The sequence below is a fragment of the Enterobacter sp. ku-bf2 genome, assembly GCF_001742765.1.
In the GTDB taxonomy this organism is placed as follows: Bacteria; Pseudomonadota; Gammaproteobacteria; order Enterobacterales; family Enterobacteriaceae; genus Enterobacter; species Enterobacter quasiroggenkampii.
Genome location: NZ_MDVW01000006.1, coordinates 1 through 20423 on the forward strand (window position 1 = coordinate 1; position 20423 = coordinate 20423).

Here is a 20423-nt window from a genome sequence, read left to right on the forward strand (position 1 = left end):
AGTGCTGAAAGCATCTAAGCACGAAACTTGCCCCGAGATGAGTTCTCCCTGAGACTTTAAGTCTCCTGAAGGAACGTTGAAGACGACGACGTTGATAGGTCGGGTGTGTAAGCGCAGCGATGCGTTGAGCTAACCGATACTAATGAACCGTGAGGCTTAACCTTACAACGCCGAAGATGTTTTGGCGACGAGACAGACACGATTTTCAGCTTTGATACAGATGAACAGAATTTGCCTGGCGGCTTTAGCGCGGTGGTCCCACCTGACCCCATGCCGAACTCAGAAGTGAAACGCCGTAGCGCCGATGGTAGTGTGGGGTCTCCCCATGTGAGAGTAGGGAACTGCCAGGCATCAAATAAGAAGAACCCCGTACCGTAAGGTGCGGGGTTTTTTGCTTTTGTTTTTCCACTCTGGCTTTTGTCTTAATCCCTTATCCTGCTAATGGAATGTGTGATCTCTGTCTCAATGTGATTTATAACAAAATTATAACATTTCATTTACGAGGTTATTGAGTCTCCAGGCTCAATACGCCGCAGTTTATGGCAGGAGCATAATCACAATGACAGAAAGCATGACATCAAACGGGACGCTGGCTCACAGTGATACCCGAAGAAGGGTATGGGCAATCATCAGCGCCTCTTCAGGGAATCTGGTTGAATGGTTCGACTTTTACGTCTACTCATTCTGTTCACTCTACTTTGCACATATTTTCTTCCCCTCCGGCAACACCACCACGCAGCTGCTACAAACGGCAGGAGTCTTCGCCGCAGGCTTCTTGATGCGACCCATCGGGGGATGGCTGTTCGGCCGTATTGCTGATCGTCGCGGGCGTAAGGCCTCTATGCTGATCTCGGTGTGCATGATGTGCTTTGGCTCGCTGGTGATCGCCTGCTTACCGGGATATGCATCGATTGGTACCTGGGCACCGGCGCTGCTTTTGCTGGCACGCTTATTCCAGGGATTATCGGTGGGCGGTGAATACGGTACCAGTGCAACCTACATGAGTGAAATTGCACTGGAAGGCCGTAAAGGTTTTTACGCCTCATTCCAGTATGTCACGCTGATTGGCGGTCAACTGCTGGCCATTCTTGTGGTGGTGATCCTGCAGCAAATTCTGACGGACGAACAACTTCACGCCTGGGGATGGCGGATCCCTTTCGCAATGGGCGCTGTACTGGCGGTCGTTGCACTTTGGCTACGCCGTCAGCTAGATGAAACCTCTCAGAAAGAGGTCATGATGCTGAAGGAGGCGGGAACATTCAAAGGATTATGGCGTAACCGTAAAGCTTTCCTGATGGTGCTGGGCTTCACCGCGGGCGGCTCTCTCAGTTTTTATACGTTCACCACCTATATGCAAAAATACCTGGTAAACACCACCGGCATGCACGCAAACGTCGCCAGCGTGGTCATGACCGTGGCACTGTTTGTCTTTATGCTCATACAGCCGATCGTCGGCGCGCTCTCGGATAAAATTGGCCGACGTACGTCGATGCTCATTTTTGGCGGATTGTCGGCATTATGTACCGTCCCCATTCTGACTGCGCTTCAGCATGTCTCTTCACCGTATGCTGCCTTTGCGCTGGTGATGGTGGCGATGGTGATTGTCAGTTTCTACACCTCCATCAGCGGGATACTGAAAGCCGAGATGTTCCCGGCGCAGGTCCGTGCGTTAGGGGTAGGGCTCTCTTATGCGGTCGCCAACGCGGTGTTTGGCGGATCGGCAGAGTACGTAGCGCTGTCGCTTAAATCATGGGGAAGCGAAACGACATTCTTCTGGTACGTAACGGGAATGGGGGCATTGGCGTTTGTTGTCTCCCTGATGCTGCATCGCAAAGGGAAAGGCATTCGACTTTAATACCGCGCCATCTGCCATACGGCATAGCCGGTCGTTGCGCCGGCGACATCCCAGGCGAAATCTTTCCAGCTCCAGCCGCTCCCTGCGGGGCGGCTATCCCACAGTTCTTTTGATGCCCCAAGACTTACTGAGAACATCAGCCCGATCGCCGCGCTACGATCCCGGCTGTATCCCTGATGCTGGGCATATTCATTACCGGCTGCGGACAACATCGCGGAAGCGAGAAAATGCTGTGCTTTATCCTGTCCGGACCAGCTATCGTTGGCCATATGGCTACAGCCACTCAGGAAAATGGCACTCAGTAACAGAGGAATACGCATCAACGGGCCCCATAAAAAAGCCCTGCGGGTGACAGGGCCTGGACATTACAGAATACGGCTGATAAGTCGGTCGATACGGATACGACGTAAGCGGCGAATAAGCTTGCGAACTTTCACCGGATAATCGGCAATGCTCTGCAGTTCGCGGTAGTGATTCACCACGGTTGTATGGGTGCGAATCAGCTCCAGCTCGCGTTCACGTTGGGCGGCTAACTCATGCTGCGGATCATGGATCAGGATAGCGTTTTCCAGATCCAGTCGCCACGCGCGCGGGTTCAGGTTGTTACCGGTCAGCAGCATCCACTCATCGTCGACCCACATGCCTTTCAGATGGTAACTATTGTCTTCATCTTTCCAGAGACGCACAACCAGCTGGTCAGTGTTGACGTAATACTGTAAGCGGCTCAGGAAACGGCGAAGGTTAATCTCATAGAGATAAGGCAATGCACCGATGATTTTGAACGGCTGATCTTCGGGAATAAAGAAGTCGTTTGCCGTTTTATCACCCACGATGATTTCCACTTTTTTACCCTCGCGCAGCAGCTGAATGATATTACGCACCAGCACGGCAGGAAGGTTGAAATACGGCGTGCAGATAGTGAGTTTCTGCTCCGCGCACGGCATCAGATGGAAAATCGTTTTGTTCAGCAGGCTTGATTTGCCGAGCCCTACCAGCGGGGTAACGGATAACTCTTCGTTGTTCGCATCGCCCTGGAAATGATAGACCGCATCGCGCAGCTCCTGGCGGAAGGCGCGAACATCATTTTTGATTTCCGGACTTTTAGGGCGCTCGGGATCGTCAAGACGATTAACGCCACGGCCATGAACCAGATTTTTATCAACCCAGTTGAACATGATATCGGCCATCTGCGGATTACGGATCAGATGGTAGCGGTCGTAGCGATATTTATCGAGCTGATGAAGGTAGACATCATTGAGACTGGCGCCGCTGTAAAGCACGCTGTCATCGATGATGAACCCCTTGAAATGAAGAACGCCGAGCGCTTCACGGGTATTCACCGGGACGCCATAAACAGGCACGTCAACGCCAGGATTTTCCTGCGCTGTGCGGCAATACCAGTCAGCATTGGTGTTTGACGCGGCAGCGCCAATACGGCCACGCTGGGCGCGATGCCAGTCTACCAGCACGCGTACATCCAGTTCCGGACGCTGACGTTTGGCTTCATAGAGCGCGTTCAGGATCGCGCGCCCGCCTTCATCCTGTTCAAGATACAGTGCCACAATGCAAATGCGTCGCGTGGCGCTGGCAATCTTTTCCAGAAGCGTCTCCCGAAAATGAGCGGGAGCGTAAAAGAACTCTACATCATCAACTGACTGAGAAATCTTCGGTAGTTGAGCAAGGTGTTGTTGATGTTTATTACGCTTAAATTTTGACAACATCACAGTGCGTTTCTTCTCTGTTCATTGAAGGGTTGTCTGTACTATGCAAACAACATAAGCGGACAATGATACCACCAGTCCCGTCCAAAGTGGGTAACATTTCCAGTAGCTTACTCGCGTTTGTCTGCTGAAGTCAGACTGAGGGACAAGGCAACAATACCTTCGTCCAGCTGAATATCAACGTCAAACCCAAGTTTTCGCGCCAGGGTCACCATACCGCGATTGTTAGGCATAGTAATGCCATTAAGGCGTAACAATCCGTGATCTCGCGTATAACTGATGAGTTTTTCCAGCAGTCGTCTTCCCAGGCCCAGACCTTTAAGATCGGAGCGTACCAGCACGGCAAACTCCGCATCGACGTTATCCGGGTCAGAAATCGCACGCGTGACGCCGAGGATCTCATCACCCTTATCGGCGCGACGAACGGCAACAAACGCCATTTCTCGATCGTAGTCGATCTGGGTCATATTGGCTAAATCATCGTGGGTAAATTCGTTGATTTCGCTAAAATAGCGATAATAAAGGTCCTCTTTCGTGACCTGAGAGATAAAGGCCCGCAACTGTGGCTCATCTTCCGGCAGAATAGGGCGGAACAAGGCGCGTTCCCCATTTTTCATCTCAACCCACTCCTCCAGCTGCAGGGGATACGGGCGGATCGCAAGACGGCTCTCTCTGTCTCCTTCGAATGGCGCGATATCCAGGGTCACGTCCAGCGCCGTAAACTCATTGCCGGAGGCAAGCAGCGGATGAATGTCCAGCCGCTGGATCTCGGCACAATCCACAATCAGGTTAGAGACCTGCACCAGGAACTGACTTAGCCCGGCAATATCAAGCGGACGCAGCGCGCTCCGGCCGCGGATCTTTTTGCTTTTGATCGCCTGGATAATCAGATAACGCGCCAGGTTCATGTTCAGCGGCGGTAACGCCACCACGGCCTGTTCCTCCGGGCGCCACTCCACACCGCCTTCCCCCAGCATGATGAGCGGGCCGAAGACGGGATCGTGTTCGACCACCACCCGTAACTCCTGAGCGCCTGCGCGGTTAGCCATGCTTTGCACCAGCAAGCCGTGGATCCTTGCCTGTGGCCACGCCATTTTGACCCGGTCAAAAATGGCATCTGCGGCCTGCTGCACCTCAGTCGCCGTACGCAGGTAGAGCATCACCCCCTGAACGTCAGACTTATGCGGAATATCCGGGGAGCGCAGCTTCAGGGCAACCGGATAGCCAATCTGCTCGGCAATATGCACGGCCTCAGCGCTATCGCTGGCGATCCAGGTCGGCAGGGTCTGCATCCCGTAGCTGCCCAGAATGGGCTGGACTTCATGCGTATCCAGCGACGTCGCGCCTTCTTCGATTGCCTGCTGCAACAGCCGGTGAACGTCGACGGTATTGGCCGTCAGATTACCGGGCAACGCCGGCGTCTCGCGGAGCTGTTTCTGGTTGCGGCGATATTCCACCATATGCATAAACGCGGTAATGGTGCCTTCCGGCGTGCGGTAGGTTGGCAGTCCGGCTTCGCTGAACAGACGTCGCGCCTCCTGCGAAGAAAACTCTCCGCACCAGTTGGTCAGCAGGGTGACATATTTGCCTCGCGGATGGTTGCGCACCGCCTCAATGAGCGCGCGCGCGCTTTCGCTGCCCGGCGCGACCGCGCTGGGGGAGTGGATAATCATCAGCGCATCGAAATCCTGGCTATCCAGCAAAATGGAAATGGCCTTGATATAGCGCTCGCTGCTGGCATCATCGCGCAAATCAAGCGGATTGCCGGGCGTCACGCTGGTCGGAAGCGCGTCTTTCAGGCGCTGCAGCGTCTCTTCACTCAGCGTGGCCAGCTTGCCGAAGCGCCGCCACAGCTCATCCAGGGCGAGTGCGGCAGGGGCGGCGCCGTTACTGACAATCATTAACTTCTCGCCGCGCAACGGGCGCATATGGCTTAACGTCTCAACGGCGGAAAAAAGCTCGTGCGTATCCTGTACCCGCAGCAAACCCGCGCGCTGAATGGCGGCGTCCCAGGCGGGATCCATGCCGGAATGCGAATGCAGTAGACGCTGTGCCGCAGGGCTGCGTCCGCTTTTGATCACCAGGATCGGCTTATTGCGCGACGCGCTTCGCGACGCCGAGACAAAACGACGCGCGTCGCTGAGGTGCTCAAGATAAAGCAGGATCGCACTGGTTTTGCCGTCGCGCGCCAGAAAATCCAGCAGCTCATCAACGTCGATATCCAGGCTGTCACCGAGCGCAATGAAGTAGGAGAATCCCATTTCACGCTGCTGCGCCCAGTCGAGAATGGTGTTCGATACCGCAGCCGACTGCGAGATAAACGCGAGCTTGCCTTTGCGGATTGGAACCGGAGAGAAGCTGGCATTCAGCCCCTGCCAGGGGGCGAGCAGGCCCAGACTGTTTGGCCCAAGAATGCGCATTTGATAGCGGCTGGCGCAGGCCAGAAGCTCGGCTTTCTGTTCCGGCGGAGACGAGAGAATAATGCAGGTTTTACAGCCTTTCTTGCCGAGCGATTCCAGCAGTTCCAGATTCCGTTTTGCGTTTGTACACAGTACGGCCAGATCCGGTACGAAAGGCAGGCTCTGTACATCAGGCCATGCAAGCACTCCCTGAACCGCCTTATACGCCGGTGTGACGGGCATGACGGGGCCATTAAATCCCCCGGCCAGCAGGTTGCGCATCATCAGATAGCCAGCACGATCCGGTTTCATTGATGCGCCGATGACGGCAATGGATTTAGGACGAAGTAGCGCTTCTAACCCTCGCTGGCTCATGCAGGCCTCCTGTGAATGCAAGCGACCTGATGATTTTAAACGCTTTCCGTCTCGGCTGCTGTGACGCTGCCCTTATGAACGGTTTTTCCCGCCAGATAGCGTTCCCGGAAACAGGAGAAATGGTTGCCCAGGGCGTGAGCCGCAGCGGTATCACCCGCCAGGTCCAGAAGCGCAATGGCCACTTCGGCGGTGCAGTATTGCCCGTCAGCATGCGCTTCACGCAGGCGATAGGCGGAGACGCGGGACAGATCGACAGAAATCACCGGCAGTGCGTCGAGATACGGGCTTTTACGAAACATTTTTCGCGCTTCGGTCCAGGTGCCGTCCAGCATAATAAACAACGGCGGTTTACCGGCTGGCGGCGTCGAAAGCACCTGGCGATCGACACCTGCATATGACGCAGGGAAAACGACCATCGGCTGATAGTCCGGGCTTGCCACTAAGTCGAGCAGCGCCTGAGGAGGCTCCGTACGGGACCACTGAAATGCCGCGGTATCCGGCAGAATATCGGCAATGAGGCGACCTGTATTGCTGGGCTTCATCGGCTCGGTATCAAACATGACCAGACAAAAACGGCTCTGGGCCGTACTCGGCGCCAGCGTCTCGCACAGGCAAACCTTCAGCGGCAGCAGGCAGCGCTGACAGCGGCGAATACGGTTTCCGCGCGCGAGGAAGGGGCGGGTAGCGCGCGCAAGGCGTTCGGCGCGTAATTGAAGAACAGCGTTATCAGTCATGGGCGAAATGCAGGAAAAACCCTATTTTCGCAGAGGCGAGAACGGGGCACAAGATGTGCCCCGAGAATGTTACAGCGACTCGTTTAACCAGCTTTCAAAAGGCGCTTTAGGCACCGCACCGTTGAGCATATCGAGCACTTCACCATTTTTGAAAATCATAATGGTCGGGATGCTGCGAATACGAAAACGGGCGCTCAGTTCAGGTTCAGCTTCAGTATTGACCTTAACGAAACGTATTTTTCCGCTGCGCTCTTCGGCCACGTCTTCGAAGATCGGCGCGAAGCTACGGCATGGGCCGCACCAGGGCGCCCAGAAATCAACCACAACAGGAAGATCGTCCTTGAGGAGTTTGTCCAGCGTAGCACCCGTCGCGTTAATGACCTCGCCATCAAACAATTCATGGCCGCAGCGTCCGCATTTCGCACCATCTTCAATCCGATCGTCCGGAATGCGGTTAAGAGCCTGACAGTTGGCACATACGGTATTCATAACTAACCTCTGATAGAGCCGTGGGACAGCGGCAAAATGCCGATAATGTTTCTAATATGTTACATATTATCAATGAGCCTGTTTGAAACAACAATGCGTTTTATTCAATGAGAACAATAGTCACAGGCTTTTGTACGAAATTATGGCTATGCGCTGGCACATCGGGTAATCTGCGCGCTTCGCGCAGCGCTGGTGGAGAAAAGCATGAACGACGAAATGAAAAATAAAAGCGGCAAGGTCAAAGTGATGTATGTCCGCAGTGATGATGACTCTGATAAACGCACCCAAAATCCGCGTACCGGAAAAGGTGGCGGGCGTCCGGCGTCTTCTCGTGCAGACGGTGGCCGTCGCCCCGCCCGCGATGACAGAAACAACCGCGGTGATGACCGCAAACGTGATGACCGCAAGCGTGACGATCGCAAACGCGATGACCGTCCGCGGGATGACTTCTCACGTGATAACGCCTCCCCGTGGCGCACCGTTTCTCGTGCCCCTGGCGACGAAACGCCAGAAAAGGCCGATCACGGCGGTATTAGCGGTAAAAGCTTTATTGACCCGGAAGTGCTGCGCCGTCAGCGTGCGGAAGAGACTCGCGTGTATGGTGAAAACGCCTGCCAGGCTCTGTTCCAGAGCCGTCCTGAATGTATCGTCCGCGCCTGGTTTATTCAGAGCGTAACCCCGCGCTTTAAAGAAGCGCTGCGCTGGATGGCGGCAAACCGCAAAGCCTACCACGTGGTTGATGATGCCGAGCTGACCAAAGCATCCGGTACCGAACACCACGGCGGCGTCTGCTTCCTGATCAAAAAACGTAACGGTACGACCGTTCAGCAGTGGGTCAGTCAGGCGGATGCCGATGACTGTGTACTGGCGCTGGAAGACGTGGGCAACCCGCATAACCTGGGCGCAATGATGCGTAGCTGCGCGCACTTTGGCGTGAAAGGCGTGCTGTTGCAGGATGCCGCGCTGCTGGAATCCGGTGCCGCGATCCGTACTGCGGAAGGCGGAGCCGAACACGTACAGCCGATCACCGGCGACAGCGTGCTGGATGCCCTTGAGCAGTTCCGTAAAGCGGGTTATTCCATCGTGACCACCTCGAGCCATGCCGGTACGCCGCTGTTTAAAGCGACGCTGCCACGCAAAATGGTGCTGGTGCTGGGTCAGGAACGCGATGGTCTGTCTGATGCGGCCCTCTCTAGTGCGGATCTGAGCGTCTCTATTGATGGGACAGGCAATGTGGAAAGTCTGAACGTATCCGTTGCGACCGGTGTACTGCTGGCCGAATGGTGGCGTCAGAATAAGGCATAAGCCTCTTCATGTGCCGGGTCAGACCCGGCACATTCAAATACTATTCGCTCTCTGCCGGTAACACAGGCATCCAGTCAATGGGCGTTTCGCCACGTTTTTCCAGCCATTCGTTCGCCAGAACAAAATGATTACTGCCAAAGAAACCGCGATGTGCAGACAGCGGTGACGGGTGCGGCGCTTTCAACACGTGATGACGCTGACGGTCAATAATCGCCCCTTTCTTCTGCGCGTGCGATCCCCAGAGTAAAAACACGACCCCTTCACGGTGTTCGTTGATCAGGCTGATGACTTTATCGGTGAACGTCTCCCAGCCCAGGCTGGCGTGCGAGTGCGCCTGGCCGGCCCGAACGGTGAGTACCGTGTTCAATAACAGCACGCCCTGACGTGCCCAGCTTTCCAGGTAGCCATGGTTTGGTCGGGTAAACCCGGGCACGGTTCCCTCAAGCTCTTTATACATGTTGAGCAGAGAAGGGGGGATCGCCACGCCGGGACGTACGGAAAACGCCAGCCCATGCGCCTGACCCGGGCCGTGATAGGGATCCTGGCCCAGAATGACCACTTTCACATCGCTCAGTTCGGTGTAGCGAAAGGCGTTGAACACATCTTTCTGCGGCGGGTAAATCGTCTGTCCGGACTGGCGCTCAGCCGCAACGGTGCTGAGCGTATTGATAAAATAGGGCTGCTGCTTTTCTTCTGCCAGCACGTCATGCCAGGTTAAAGGTGTCGTCATCTCGCTCTCCTGCGAATTTCAATCTCTGACTAGCTTACCTGTTAAAGCCCGGTGAGCAAAATAGCACACTGAAATGCGCGCTAAGTGGCTAAATTTATGTTGAAAATGTGCAGGTTAAATTGAATTGGTAAGGTCATGAAATTGATCTAAAGCAATAAATTCAAACCACACTCTTTATGTGGTTGGTGTTTTTGTTGATTTAAATCAATAAATCACCGGGGTGTGAATGATATATATACACACAAGAAACAATGGTTTTACCAATTGGCCGCGAGAGGCCGACATCAGTTAATGTAGCCTAAGGGAGGCAACACATGATTACAGGTATCCAGATTACTAAAGCTGCAAATGACGATCTGCTCAACTCTTTCTGGCTGCTGGACAGCGAGAAAAACGAAGCGCGCTGTGTCGTCGCGAAAGCGGGTTTTGCTGAAGATGAAATCGTGCCGGTGAGCAAACTGGGCGAAATCGAATACCGTGAAATTCCAATGGAAGTGAAACCGGAAGTGCGCGTGGAAGGTGGTCAGCACCTGAACGTAAACGTACTGCGTCGCGAAACGCTGATGGACGCGGTTGAGCACCCAGAAAAATACCCACAGCTGACCATTCGCGTGTCCGGCTATGCGGTACGCTTCAACTCTCTGACCCCAGAACAGCAGCGCGACGTTATCGCGCGTACCTTTACTGAAAGCCTGTAAGGCTTCAGCTACGGGGGGAATAAAAAAGCCGGGGATTTCCCCGGCTTTTTTTTACTCTTCCGTTTTTGTCTCTGGTGCAGCAGAGCTTGGCTTACGGCGCTTACCAATATTTTTGGTATCGCGGTGGCGCTGCTTCACGCGCGGTTTCTCTTTTTCTTTCTCTTTTCTCTCAGCACGTTTCGCGAGCGCTTTCTTGGACGGTTTACCCGTCATTTTTTCACTCGGCGCACGCGTGGTTGGGCGCAGGCCATCAATAACGCGCGCTTTCAGCGGCTCGTCAACATAGCGGCCAATTTTCTGCAGCAGCAGGTAGTCATGCGCTTCGACCAGTGAGATAGCAATCCCTTTGCGGCCCGCGCGGCCGGTACGGCCAATACGGTGCAGATAGGTATCGCCGCTGCGCGGCATATCGAAGTTAATGACGTGGCTGACGTCAGGGATGTCGATCCCGCGAGCGGCAACGTCTGTGGCAACCAGCACGTTAACGCGGCCATCGGTCAGGCGCTTAATGCCTTCGGTACGCTTGATCTGCGCCATCTCGCCTTCAAGATAGCAGTTGTTGATCCCGGCGTTACGCAGCATTTCTGCCAGCTCATGCACGCGCTCGCGCTTACGGACAAACACGATTGTGCGCAGCGCATCTTCCTGCTTCAGCAGGTGTTTGAGCAATTCGACCTTGTGCTCAAGGTTGTCCGCGCGGTAGTACCACTGGTGGATCTTCTTACGCTCACGGGTGGACGGCGTCGCCGACACTTCTACCGGATCTTCCAGCAGACGCTCTGCGAAGTCTTTAATCGCTTCCCCTTCGAGGGTGGCAGAGAACAGCATCGTCTGGTTACGCCAGCGCGTTTCCCCGGCAATGTGCTCGATATCCTGTGCGAAGCCCATGTCCAGCATACGGTCGGCTTCGTCGAGGATCAGCGTTTCAACCGCACGGCAGTCGAAGTTCTCTTCTTTAATGTACTGCAGCAGGCGGCCCGTCGTCGCAACGACGATGTCCTGGTTTTCGCTGAACACTTCGGCGTGGTTCATATACGCAACGCCGCCGGTGATGGTCGCGATATCCAGATGGGTATTTGCCGCAAGTTCACGCGCGTGATCGGCCACCTGCATGGCCAGTTCGCGCGTCGGCGTCAGGATTAAAATACGCGGCGGGCCAGATTTTTTACGTGGAAAATCGAGCAGATGCTGCAACACAGGCAGCAAATAGGCTGCTGTCTTCCCCGTGCCGGTTGGCGCAGAACCGAGCACATCGCGGCCCTCAAGCGCAGGCGGAATGGCCGCTGCCTGAATGGCGGTCGGGCGTGTAAAGCCTTTGCTCTCAAGTGCATTGAGCAGGCTTTCATCGAGTTCAAGTTCGGAAAAAGTCGTTACAGTCATGTTCTACCTCTGTGTGGGGCGCTGATTATAGACGTTACGGCTGTAATCTTCATCTGTTTGTATGGATATCGCTTTTCGGCCACTTCGCTTTCCCCTATGCTACTCCAGTTTCACTTAGAAGGTTGCTCCGACATGTCTCAACTCAAAGCGCAGCTGCGCCGCGATGGTTTTACGTTTAAACAATTTTTTGTCGCTCACGATCGCTGTGCCATGAAGGTCGGTACGGACGGTATTTTACTGGGCGCGTGGGCGCCTGTCGCAGGGGTTAAGCGTATTCTTGATATCGGTACCGGCAGCGGGCTGGTGGCGTTAATGCTGGCGCAGCGCACGGAAGAGCATGTCACCATCGATGCCGTCGAGCTGGATGCGCAGGCGGCAGAGCAGGCAAGTGAAAACGTGGCCGAATCCCCCTGGGCTGCCCGCATGAAAGTGGACTGCGCCGATGTGCTCGCCTGGGCGCCTGAACAAACCGCACGTTACGACCTGATCGTCAGCAACCCTCCCTACTATGAGCCCGGCGTTGAGTGCGGGACACCCGAGCGCGAACAGGCGCGTTATACCCGTTCCCTCGATCATAAAGCGCTGCTCACCAGTGCGGCCGAACTCATCTCCGAAGAAGGCTTTTTCTGCGTGGTCCTGCCAGAGAGTACCGGCAACACGTTCATCGGTATCGCGCAGGAGATTGGCTGGACGTTACGTCTGCGTACCGATATTTCGGATACGGAAGGCCGACTGCCACACCGCGTGCTGCTGGCGCTCTCGCCGAAAGAGGGTGAATGCTTTAACGATCGAATGGTGATCCGTGGGCCAGACCAGCGTTATTCCGAAGATTACACTGCCCTGACCCAGGCGTTTTATCTGTTTATGTAAACCTGCGGGGCGAGGATCGACGGGCCGGATTCCGCAAGCTGATCCGGATAGTCCAGCGTATAGTGCAACCCGCGGCTCTCTTTACGCATCATCGCGCAGCGAACGATCAGCTCGGCAACCTGCACCAGATTGCGCAGCTCCAGCAGATTATTCGATACGCGGAAATTGGCATAATACTCATCAATTTCCTGCTGCAGCATGGTGATGCGGCGCAGCGCGCGCTCAAGACGTTTCGTGGTGCGCACAATCCCGACGTAATCCCACATAAATAGCCGTAGCTCATGCCAGTTATGCTGGATCACGACCAGCTCGTCCGGATTTTCCACGCGGCTTTCATCCCAGGCAGGCAGGCGCTCAGTCTCGCGGGCGTAGGGCATGCGTTTGGTGATGTCTTCTGCGGCCGACCAGCCGTAGACCAGGCACTCAAGCAGCGAGTTAGACGCCATACGGTTCGCGCCATGAAGCCCGGTATAGCTGACCTCACCGATAGCATACAGGCCATCGACATCGGTACGCCCATGATCGTCAACCATCACCCCACCACAGGTATAGTGGGCGGCTGGCACAATCGGCACCGGATCGCGCGTTAAATCGATGCCAAGGTTGAGCAGCTTTTCGTAAATCATCGGGAAGTGCTGGCGAATAAACTCTGCAGGCTTGTGGCTGATATCAAGATACATGCAATCCACGCCAAGACGCTTCATTTCATGGTCGATGGCGCGGGCAACGATATCGCGCGGGGCCAGTTCGCCACGGGCGTCAAAGTCGGGCATAAAGCGGGTGCCGTCAGGGCGTTTCAGATAGGCGCCTTCGCCGCGCAGGGCTTCCGTCAGCAGGAAGTTGCGCGCCTGAGGATGGAACAGAGCGGTTGGGTGAAACTGATTGAACTCAAGGTTCGCCACCCGGCAGCCGGCGCGCCAGGCCATCGCGATACCGTCTCCGGAAGCAATGTCCGGGTTCGTGGTGTACTGATACACTTTAGAGGCACCGCCCGTGGCCAGCACTACAGCTTTCGCCTGGCAAGTTTCCACCTTCTCTTTATTGCGGTTCCAGACCCAGGCGCCCACCACGCGACGCGTGCCCGGCAGGCCAATCTTGTCGGAGATAATCAGGTCAACGGCGTTACTTCGTTCAAGCACCCGAATATTAGGATGGCTCAGCGCCTTGCCGACCAGCGTGGTTTCCACTTCTTTACCGGTGGCATCCGCTGCGTGCAGGATGCGGCGGTGGCTATGACCGCCTTCGCGCGTCAGGTGGTAGCTCTCTTCACCGTTGGGTTGAACCTGCGTATCGAATAAGACGCCCTGGTCGATGAGCCACTGCACGCAATGGCGGGCATTGCTGGCGACAAACTCTGCGGCGTGCGCATCCACGATCCCGGCCCCGGCAATCAGCGTATCGTCGACGTGGGAGGCAATGCTGTCTGTCTCATCAAACACGGCGGCAATCCCGCCCTGGGCATAAAACGTGGAACCCTCGCTTATCGGCCCTTTACTCAGAACGATAACGTTTTGATGCTCGGCCAGGCGTAGCGCCAGAGAGAGACCGGCAGCGCCGCTGCCGATGATCAGTACATCACAATGGAGTTCAGGTGTTGTGTTCATGATTGTTGTTTAATTTACTAAACAGTGTTAGGCCAGAATAGCACCTGAATGCGATTTATCGCACGTTTTTTTTAATGGCTGTTGCAATGACTAAACGCGTAAGCAGAGGTAAACGGAGGGTAAATGAGTGAAATTATTTTGCGAAGCAGATCGTTAGCGTCAGATTTTGTGATGAAATAAAGACTGGGTTGCGTTACTCTTCTGGCGGGAAAAAGATGTTTCTTGTCAGAAAGTGGTGCGTATCGTGAACAGACTTATAATGAGAGAAAATGAACAGTCTGCGGCGCGATGAACAAAAACAAAGGCGTTACGGAACTTATTGAAGATCAGACACTCTAATTCGGTGCTTGCTCAAAGTGCGGTATTTTTAGAGTGGCGTTTCGATAACGCGTGGAATTTAGGTTTGGGGAGACATTACCTCGGATGAGCGAGCAGTTAACGGACCAGGTCCTGGTTGAACGGGTCCAGAAGGGAGATCAGAAAGCCTTTAACTTACTGGTGGTGCGCTACCAGCATAAGGTGGCGAGCCTGGTTTCCCGCTATGTACCGTCAGGCGATGTGCCTGATGTGGTGCAAGAGTCTTTTATTAAGGCCTATCGCGCGCTGGATTCGTTCCGGGGAGATAGTGCTTTTTATACCTGGCTGTACCGTATTGCGGTCAATACGGCAAAGAATTATCTGGTCGCTCAGGGCCGTCGTCCGCCTTCTAGTGATGTGGACGCAATCGACGCCGAAAACTTCGAAAGTGGCGGCGCATTGAAAGAAATTTCGAACCCTGAGAACTTAATGTTGTCAGAAGAACTGAGACAAATCGTTTTTCGCACGATCGAGTCGCTCCCGGAAGATTTACGCATGGCAATTACGTTACGGGAGCTGGATGGTCTGAGCTATGAAGAGATAGCCGCTATCATGGATTGTCCGGTCGGCACGGTACGTTCACGAATTTTCCGTGCGCGAGAAGCTATTGATAATAAAGTTCAACCGCTTATCAGGCGTTGACGATAGCGGGATACTGGAAAAGGTATTAGGCATGCAGAAAGAAAAACTTTCCGCTTTAATGGATGGTGAAACGGTGGATAGTGAGCTGCTCAACGAGCTGTCTCATTCTCCCGAAATGCAAGAGACCTGGGAGAGTTACCATCTCATCCGTGACACCCTTCGCGGTGACACCGGCGAGGTTCTCCATTTCGATATCTCAGCCCGCGTCATGGCGGCGATTGAGAATGAGCCTGTTCATCAGACCACTCCGCTGATTCCTGAAGCTCAACCCGCGCCTCACCAGTGGCAGAAAATGCCATTCTGGCAAAAGGTGCGTCCGTGGGCCAGCCAGCTTACCCAAATGGGTGTGGCTGCATGCGTATCGCTTGCAGTTATCGTTGGCGTCCAGCACTATAATACTCAGTCTGAAACTAATCAGCAGCCAGAAGCGCCAGTGTTTAACACACTGCCGATGATGGGCAAAGCCAGCCCGGTAAGCCTGGGCGTACCGGCTGATGCTTCCGCCAGCGGCGGTCAGCAACAGCAGGTTCAGGAGCAGCGCCGTCGCATTAATGCGATGTTGCAGGATTACGAGTTGCAGCGTCGTCTGCACTCTGAACAGCTTCAGTTTGAGCAGGCGCAGACCCAGCAAGCTGCTGTGCAGGTGCCCGGAAACCAAACTTTAGGAACGCAATCGCAGTAATGAAGCAACTTTGGTTCGCCATGTCTCTGATGGCGGGTAGCCTGTTCTTCTCTGCCAACGCCTCGGCTGATGTATCATCCGGGGCGTTGTTGCAGCAAATGAATCTGGCCAGCCAGTCACTCAATTACGAGTTGGCATTTATCAGCATCAATAAGCAGGGCGTCGAGTCGTTACGCTATCGCCATGCCCGTCTTGATAACCAGCCGCTCGCTCAGCTTTTACAGATGGATGGCCCGCGTCGGGAAGTTGTCCAGCGTGGTAACGAAATCAGCTATTTCGAGCCCGGCCTGGAGCCTTTCACGCTGAATGGCGACTATATCGTTGATTCTCTGCCGTCACTCATTTACACCGACTTCAAACGGCTGGCCCCTTACTATGATTTTATCTCGGTAGGGCGTACGCGTATTGCGGACAGACTGTGTGAGGTGATCCGCGTTGTCGCCCGGGATGGAACGCGCTACAGCTATATTGTCTGGATCGACGCGGAAACCAAACTCCCCATGCGTGTAGATCTGCTTGACCGTGACGGTGAAACGCTGGAACAGTTCCGCGTTATCTCCTTCAGCGTGAACAATCAGGTTGGCAACAGCATGCAGAATCTGGCTAAGGCCAGCCTGCCGCCGCTGCTTTCCGTTCCGGCAGGCGATTCCGTTAATTTCAACTGGGTACCTGCCTGGATCCCACAAGGGTTTAGCGAAGTGTCCAGCAGCCGTCGTCAACTGCCAACGATTGAAACGCCGGTGGAATCGCGCCTCTATTCCGATGGTTTGTTCAGCTTCTCGGTGAATATCAATCGCGCAACGGCAAACAGCGCCGAACAAATGCTGCGTACCGGGCGCCGTACGGTGAGCACAACGGTACGCGATAACGCAGAGATCACCATTGTAGGTGAACTTCCTCCGCAAACGGCGAAGCGCATCTCCGACAGCATTAAATTCAGGGCCGCACAATGATCAAAGAGTGGGCGACGGTAGTCTCGTGGCAAAACGGCATTGCGCTGGTGAGCTGCGACGTAAAAGCCTCATGCAATAGCTGCGCATCCCGAGCCGGTTGCGGCAGCCGCGTGCTGAATAAGCTCGGGCCGCAAACATCGCACACGATTTCTGTGCCAAGCGAACAGCCGCTGATGGCCGGGCAGAAGGTTGAACTGGGCATCGCGGAAGGCAGTCTGCTCAGCTCCGCCATGCTGGTCTATCTCTCTCCGCTGATCGGGCTGTTTATTATGGGCGGCGTTTTCCAGATGCTGTTTGGCAACGATGGAGCCGCCATGTGCGGTGCCGCATTAGGTGGTCTGGGGGGATTCTGGCTTGCCAAAGGCCTCTCCCCGACGCTTGCCGCGCGCGAGGAGTGGCAGCCTGTCATTCTCAGCGTTGGGCTGGCGCCAGACCAGCTTCGCGTCGAGACGCTCTCTTCTGAGGCCCGGTGATTCATCGGGCTTTATCATTTTTACGTCTTAAAACAGAAAACGTCCTTTCTTCACGCTATACCCGGCGCTAAGTCCATTTCCAGGTAGCGGAGATGTAGTGTAGAATGCTGCGTTTTCGCACTGAAAAACGTCAGGCTAAGAACAGCGGCCTCCAGGAATTCGTAAGGCATAATTATTTAACTATATGAAGAACATACGTAACTTTTCGATCATTGCTCACATTGACCACGGTAAGTCGACGCTGTCTGACCGTATTATCCAGATTTGCGGTGGCCTGTCTGATCGTGAAATGGAAGCCCAGGTTCTGGACTCCATGGACCTGGAACGCGAACGCGGTATCACCATCAAAGCGCAGAGCGTCACGCTGGATTACAAGGCGGCTGATGGCGAAACCTATCAGCTGAACTTTATCGACACCCCAGGCCACGTTGACTTCTCCTATGAGGTTTCACGCTCGCTCGCGGCCTGTGAAGGCGCGCTGCTGGTAGTCGATGCCGGGCAGGGCGTAGAAGCCCAGACCCTGGCAAACTGCTACACCGCGATGGAAATGGACCTCGAAGTTGTGCCGGTTCTGAACAAGATTGACCTGCCAGCCGCCGATCCTGAGCGCGTCGCGGAAGAGATTGAAGATATTGTCGGCATTGACGCGACCGATGCCGTGCGCTGCTCTGCTAAAACCGGTGTCGGCGTGACCGACGTGCTGGAACGTCTGGTGCGTGATATTCCGGCCCCGGAAGGCGATCCGGATGCCCCGCTGCAGGCGCTGATTATCGACTCCTGGTTCGATAACTATCTGGGCGTTGTCTCCCTGGTGCGTATTAAAAACGGCACCATGCGCAAAGGCGACAAAATCAAGGTTATGAGTACCGGACAGGTCTACAACGCCGACCGTCTGGGTATCTTCACGCCAAAACAGGTTGACCGTACCGAGCTGACATGCGGCGAGGTAGGCTGGCTGGTATGCGCCATCAAAGACATCCTCGGTGCGCCGGTGGGCGATACCCTGACCGGTGCGCGTAACCCGGCAGAAAAAGCGCTGCCAGGCTTTAAAAAGGTGAAGCCGCAGGTTTACGCGGGCCTGTTCCCGGTCAGCTCTGACGACTACGAAAACTTCCGTGATGCGCTTGGCAAGCTGAGCCTGAACGATGCCTCCCTGTTCTACGAGCCAGAAAGCTCAACGGCGCTGGGCTTCGGCTTCCGCTGCGGCTTCCTCGGCCTGCTGCACATGGAGATCATTCAGGAACGTCTGGAGCGTGAATACGATCTGGACCTGATCACCACCGCGCCGACGGTAGTGTATGAAGTTGAAACCACCTCGAAAGAAGTGATCTACGTCGACAGCCCGTCCAAGCTGCCGCCGCTGAACAATATTCACGAGCTGCGTGAGCCTATTGCCGAATGTCACATGCTGCTGCCGCAGGAATTCCTCGGTAACGTCATTACGCTGTGTATTGAGAAGCGCGGCGTGCAGACCAACATGGTTTACCACGGTAACCAGGTCGCGCTGACCTATGAAATCCCGATGGCGGAAGTGGTACTCGACTTCTTCGACCGTCTGAAGTCCACCTCCCGTGGCTATGCGTCACTGGATTACAACTTCAAACGCTTCCAGGCTTCCAACATGGTGCGTGTGGACGTGCTGATCAACGGCGAGCGTGTGGATGCGCTGGCGCTGATCACCCACAACGACAATGCGCCATACCGTGGCCGCGAGCTGGTTGAGAAGATGAAAGATCTGATCCCGCGTCAGCAGTTCGATATCGCGATTCAGGCGGCCATCGGCAACCACATTATCGCGCGTTCCACCGTGAAACAGCTGCGTAAAAACGTTCTGGCGAAGTGCTATGGCGGTGACGTCAGCCGTAAGAAAAAGCTGCTCCAGAAGCAGAAAGAAGGTAAGAAGCGTATGAAGCAGGTCGGTAACGTCGAGCTGCCGCAGGAAGCATTCCTTGCCATCCTTCATGTTGGTAAAGACGGCAAATAACCCTAAGGAGTTGGCATGGCGAACATGTTTGCCCTGATCCTGGTCATTGCTACCCTGGTGACGGGTCTGCTGTGGTGTCTGGATAAGTTTATCTTCGCCCCAAAACGTCGTGAACGTCAGGCTGCCGCACAGGCAGCCACTGGCGATGGTATTGACGCGAAAACCCTGAAGAAAGTCGGTCCGAAACCGGGCTGGCTGGAAACGGGCGCCTCGGTGTTTCCGGTGCTGGCGATTGTGCTGGTGGTACGTTCGTTTATTTACGAACCGTTCCAGATCCCATCAGGTTCAATGATGCCAACGCTGCTGATTGGTGATTTTATTCTGGTAGAGAAGTTTGCCTACGGCATTAAAGATCCTATTTACCAGAAAACGCTGATCGAAACCGGTCATCCGAAACGTGGCGACATCGTGGTGTTCAAATATCCGGAAGATCCGCGCCTGGACTACATCAAGCGTGCGGTAGGTCTGCCGGGTGACAAAGTGACTTACGATCCGGTTGCGAAAGAAGTCACCGTTCAGCCAGGCTGCAGTTCCGGTACCGCATGTGAAAACGCGCTGCCAATCACCTACTCAAACGTCGAGCCAAGTGATTTTGTGCAGACCTTTGCCCGTCATAACGGCGGCGAAGCGACCAGCGGATTCTTCCAGGTAACGAAAGGCGAAACCAAAGATAACGGTATCCGTCTGGTTGAGCGCAAAGAGACGCTGGGCGACGTGACGCACCGGATCCTCACCGTGCCAATCGCGCAGGATCAACTGGGTATGTACTATCGTCAGCCGGGTCAGCAGCTTGCAAGCTGGATTGTACCGCCGGGCCATTACTTCATGATGGGTGACAACCGCGATAATTCTGCGGACAGCCGTTACTGGGGCTTTGTGCCGGAAGCGAATCTGGTGGGTAAAGCGACCGCGATCTGGATGAGTTTTGAGAAGCAGGAAGGCGAATGGCCGACCGGCGTACGCCTGAATCGTATTGGCGGAATCCATTAATTCTCACTAAATGAACGTGTAGCCGCTAATTAAAGCGGCTACACGAATTATTTCACCGATAAATCTCTTCGAACTAACGACATCCCCTGTCGTTGTGTATAGAATATTCCCCCGAAGTTTAAGGTTGGCCCTGCAAGGGTGCCACGGCACACGAAACCGCGTTGGTTTTCTCAGGTCGGTTT

19 protein-coding genes and 2 rRNA genes are annotated in these 20423 nt (G+C 54.8%); 13 read left to right on the forward strand and 8 right to left on the reverse strand.

Annotation, left to right across the window (positions count from 1 at the left end):
• From BFG58_RS11105 to BFG58_RS11115, 3 genes are all read left to right on the forward strand, one after another.
• Positions 1-164 (forward strand): 23S ribosomal RNA (locus BFG58_RS11105); the annotation flags it as partial.
• Between the two features lie 70 nt (positions 165-234).
• Positions 235-350: ribosomal RNA gene (gene rrf / locus BFG58_RS11110) — 5S ribosomal RNA — on the forward strand.
• A 209-nt stretch (positions 351-559) separates the two neighbouring features.
• The gene (locus tag BFG58_RS11115; protein WP_069719821.1) at positions 560-1855 is read left to right on the forward strand and encodes an MFS transporter; all 1296 of its coding nucleotides are present in this window, start codon (positions 560-562) and stop codon (positions 1853-1855) included.
• On the opposite strand, the gene BFG58_RS11120 is transcribed toward BFG58_RS11115, so the two are convergent.
• The 5 genes from BFG58_RS11120 to trxC all read right to left on the reverse strand — a co-directional run bounded on the left by BFG58_RS11120 (position 1852) and on the right by trxC (position 7573).
• The gene (locus BFG58_RS11120; RefSeq protein WP_069719822.1) at positions 1852-2175 is read right to left on the reverse strand and encodes a YfiM family lipoprotein; all 324 of its coding nucleotides are present in this window, start codon (positions 2173-2175) and stop codon (positions 1852-1854) included. The genes BFG58_RS11115 and BFG58_RS11120 overlap by 4 nt on opposite strands.
• A 45-nt stretch (positions 2176-2220) precedes the next feature.
• On the reverse strand, positions 2221-3576 hold the full coding sequence (gene pssA / locus BFG58_RS11125; RefSeq protein ID WP_023294337.1) for a CDP-diacylglycerol--serine O-phosphatidyltransferase: 1356 nt from the start codon (positions 3574-3576) through the stop codon (positions 2221-2223).
• 110 nt (positions 3577-3686) lie between these two features.
• The gene (pat, locus tag BFG58_RS11130) at positions 3687-6350 is read right to left on the reverse strand and encodes a protein lysine acetyltransferase (protein ID WP_069719823.1); all 2664 of its coding nucleotides are present in this window, start codon (positions 6348-6350) and stop codon (positions 3687-3689) included.
• A gap of 35 nt (positions 6351-6385) precedes the next feature.
• Entirely contained in the window at positions 6386-7084 is a 699-nt protein-coding gene (gene tapT, locus BFG58_RS11135) for a tRNA-uridine aminocarboxypropyltransferase (RefSeq protein WP_048226270.1), read from the reverse strand.
• A gap of 69 nt (positions 7085-7153) precedes the next feature.
• Positions 7154-7573 carry a thioredoxin TrxC gene (trxC, locus tag BFG58_RS11140; RefSeq protein ID WP_045908528.1) on the reverse strand — a complete coding sequence of 140 codons (420 nt, stop codon included), beginning with the start codon at positions 7571-7573 and terminating at the stop codon, positions 7154-7156.
• Between the two features lie 204 nt (positions 7574-7777).
• Here trxC and BFG58_RS11145 point away from each other — a divergent pair, with 204 nt between their 5' ends.
• On the forward strand, positions 7778-8878 hold the full coding sequence (locus tag BFG58_RS11145; protein ID WP_008502192.1) for a tRNA/rRNA methyltransferase: 1101 nt from the start codon (positions 7778-7780) through the stop codon (positions 8876-8878).
• Between the two features lie 40 nt (positions 8879-8918).
• On the opposite strand, the gene ung is transcribed toward BFG58_RS11145, so the two are convergent.
• On the reverse strand, positions 8919-9608 hold the full coding sequence (gene ung, locus BFG58_RS11150; RefSeq protein ID WP_023333064.1) for a uracil-DNA glycosylase: 690 nt from the start codon (positions 9606-9608) through the stop codon (positions 8919-8921).
• 314 nt (positions 9609-9922) lie between these two features.
• On the opposite strand from ung, the gene grcA reads away from it, so the two are divergent.
• Positions 9923-10306 (forward strand): autonomous glycyl radical cofactor GrcA, encoded by a 384-nt coding sequence (gene grcA / locus BFG58_RS11155; RefSeq protein WP_008502190.1) that lies wholly within the window; start codon positions 9923-9925, stop codon positions 10304-10306.
• A 51-nt stretch (positions 10307-10357) separates the two neighbouring features.
• On the opposite strand, the gene srmB is transcribed toward grcA, so the two are convergent.
• The gene (gene srmB / locus BFG58_RS11160) at positions 10358-11686 is read right to left on the reverse strand and encodes an ATP-dependent RNA helicase SrmB (RefSeq protein WP_023344704.1); all 1329 of its coding nucleotides are present in this window, start codon (positions 11684-11686) and stop codon (positions 10358-10360) included.
• Between the two features lie 132 nt (positions 11687-11818).
• On the opposite strand from srmB, the gene BFG58_RS11165 reads away from it, so the two are divergent.
• Positions 11819-12556: a tRNA1(Val) (adenine(37)-N6)-methyltransferase gene (locus BFG58_RS11165; protein WP_069719824.1), complete on the forward strand. Its 738-nt coding sequence runs from the start codon at positions 11819-11821 to the stop codon at positions 12554-12556.
• Here BFG58_RS11165 and nadB read toward each other — a convergent pair.
• Positions 12541-14160, reverse strand: a complete 1620-nt coding sequence (gene nadB / locus BFG58_RS11170) for an L-aspartate oxidase (RefSeq protein WP_025912839.1) — start codon at positions 14158-14160, stop codon at positions 12541-12543. The genes BFG58_RS11165 and nadB overlap by 16 nt on opposite strands.
• 343 nt (positions 14161-14503) lie before the next feature.
• Between nadB and rseD the strand changes: the two genes are divergently transcribed.
• The 7 genes from rseD (at position 14504) to lepB (ending at position 20241) form a co-directional block, all read left to right on the forward strand.
• Positions 14504-14587 (forward strand): rpoE leader peptide RseD, encoded by an 84-nt coding sequence (gene rseD, locus BFG58_RS24440; RefSeq protein WP_223605340.1) that lies wholly within the window; start codon positions 14504-14506, stop codon positions 14585-14587.
• The gene (gene rpoE, locus BFG58_RS11175; protein ID WP_006176728.1) at positions 14584-15159 is read left to right on the forward strand and encodes an RNA polymerase sigma factor RpoE; all 576 of its coding nucleotides are present in this window, start codon (positions 14584-14586) and stop codon (positions 15157-15159) included. The genes rseD and rpoE overlap by 4 nt, the downstream gene beginning before the upstream one ends.
• Positions 15160-15190: 31 nt before the next feature.
• On the forward strand, positions 15191-15841 hold the full coding sequence (gene rseA, locus BFG58_RS11180) for an anti-sigma-E factor RseA (RefSeq protein WP_008502186.1): 651 nt from the start codon (positions 15191-15193) through the stop codon (positions 15839-15841).
• Complete coding sequence (gene rseB / locus BFG58_RS11185) at positions 15841-16794, forward strand: sigma-E factor regulatory protein RseB (protein WP_023308851.1); 954 nt, start codon at positions 15841-15843, stop codon at positions 16792-16794. The genes rseA and rseB overlap by 1 nt, the downstream gene beginning before the upstream one ends.
• A complete protein-coding gene (gene rseC / locus BFG58_RS11190) occupies positions 16791-17267 on the forward strand; it encodes a SoxR-reducing system protein RseC (RefSeq protein ID WP_048226263.1) in 477 nt (158 codons plus the stop codon). The genes rseB and rseC overlap by 4 nt, the downstream gene beginning before the upstream one ends.
• 184 nt (positions 17268-17451) lie before the next feature.
• Positions 17452-19251 (forward strand): translation elongation factor 4, encoded by a 1800-nt coding sequence (gene lepA, locus BFG58_RS11195; protein ID WP_008502183.1) that lies wholly within the window; start codon positions 17452-17454, stop codon positions 19249-19251.
• Between the two features lie 15 nt (positions 19252-19266).
• On the forward strand, positions 19267-20241 hold the full coding sequence (lepB, locus tag BFG58_RS11200; RefSeq protein ID WP_069719825.1) for a signal peptidase I: 975 nt from the start codon (positions 19267-19269) through the stop codon (positions 20239-20241).
• The last annotated feature ends 182 nt before the right edge of the window (positions 20242-20423 follow it).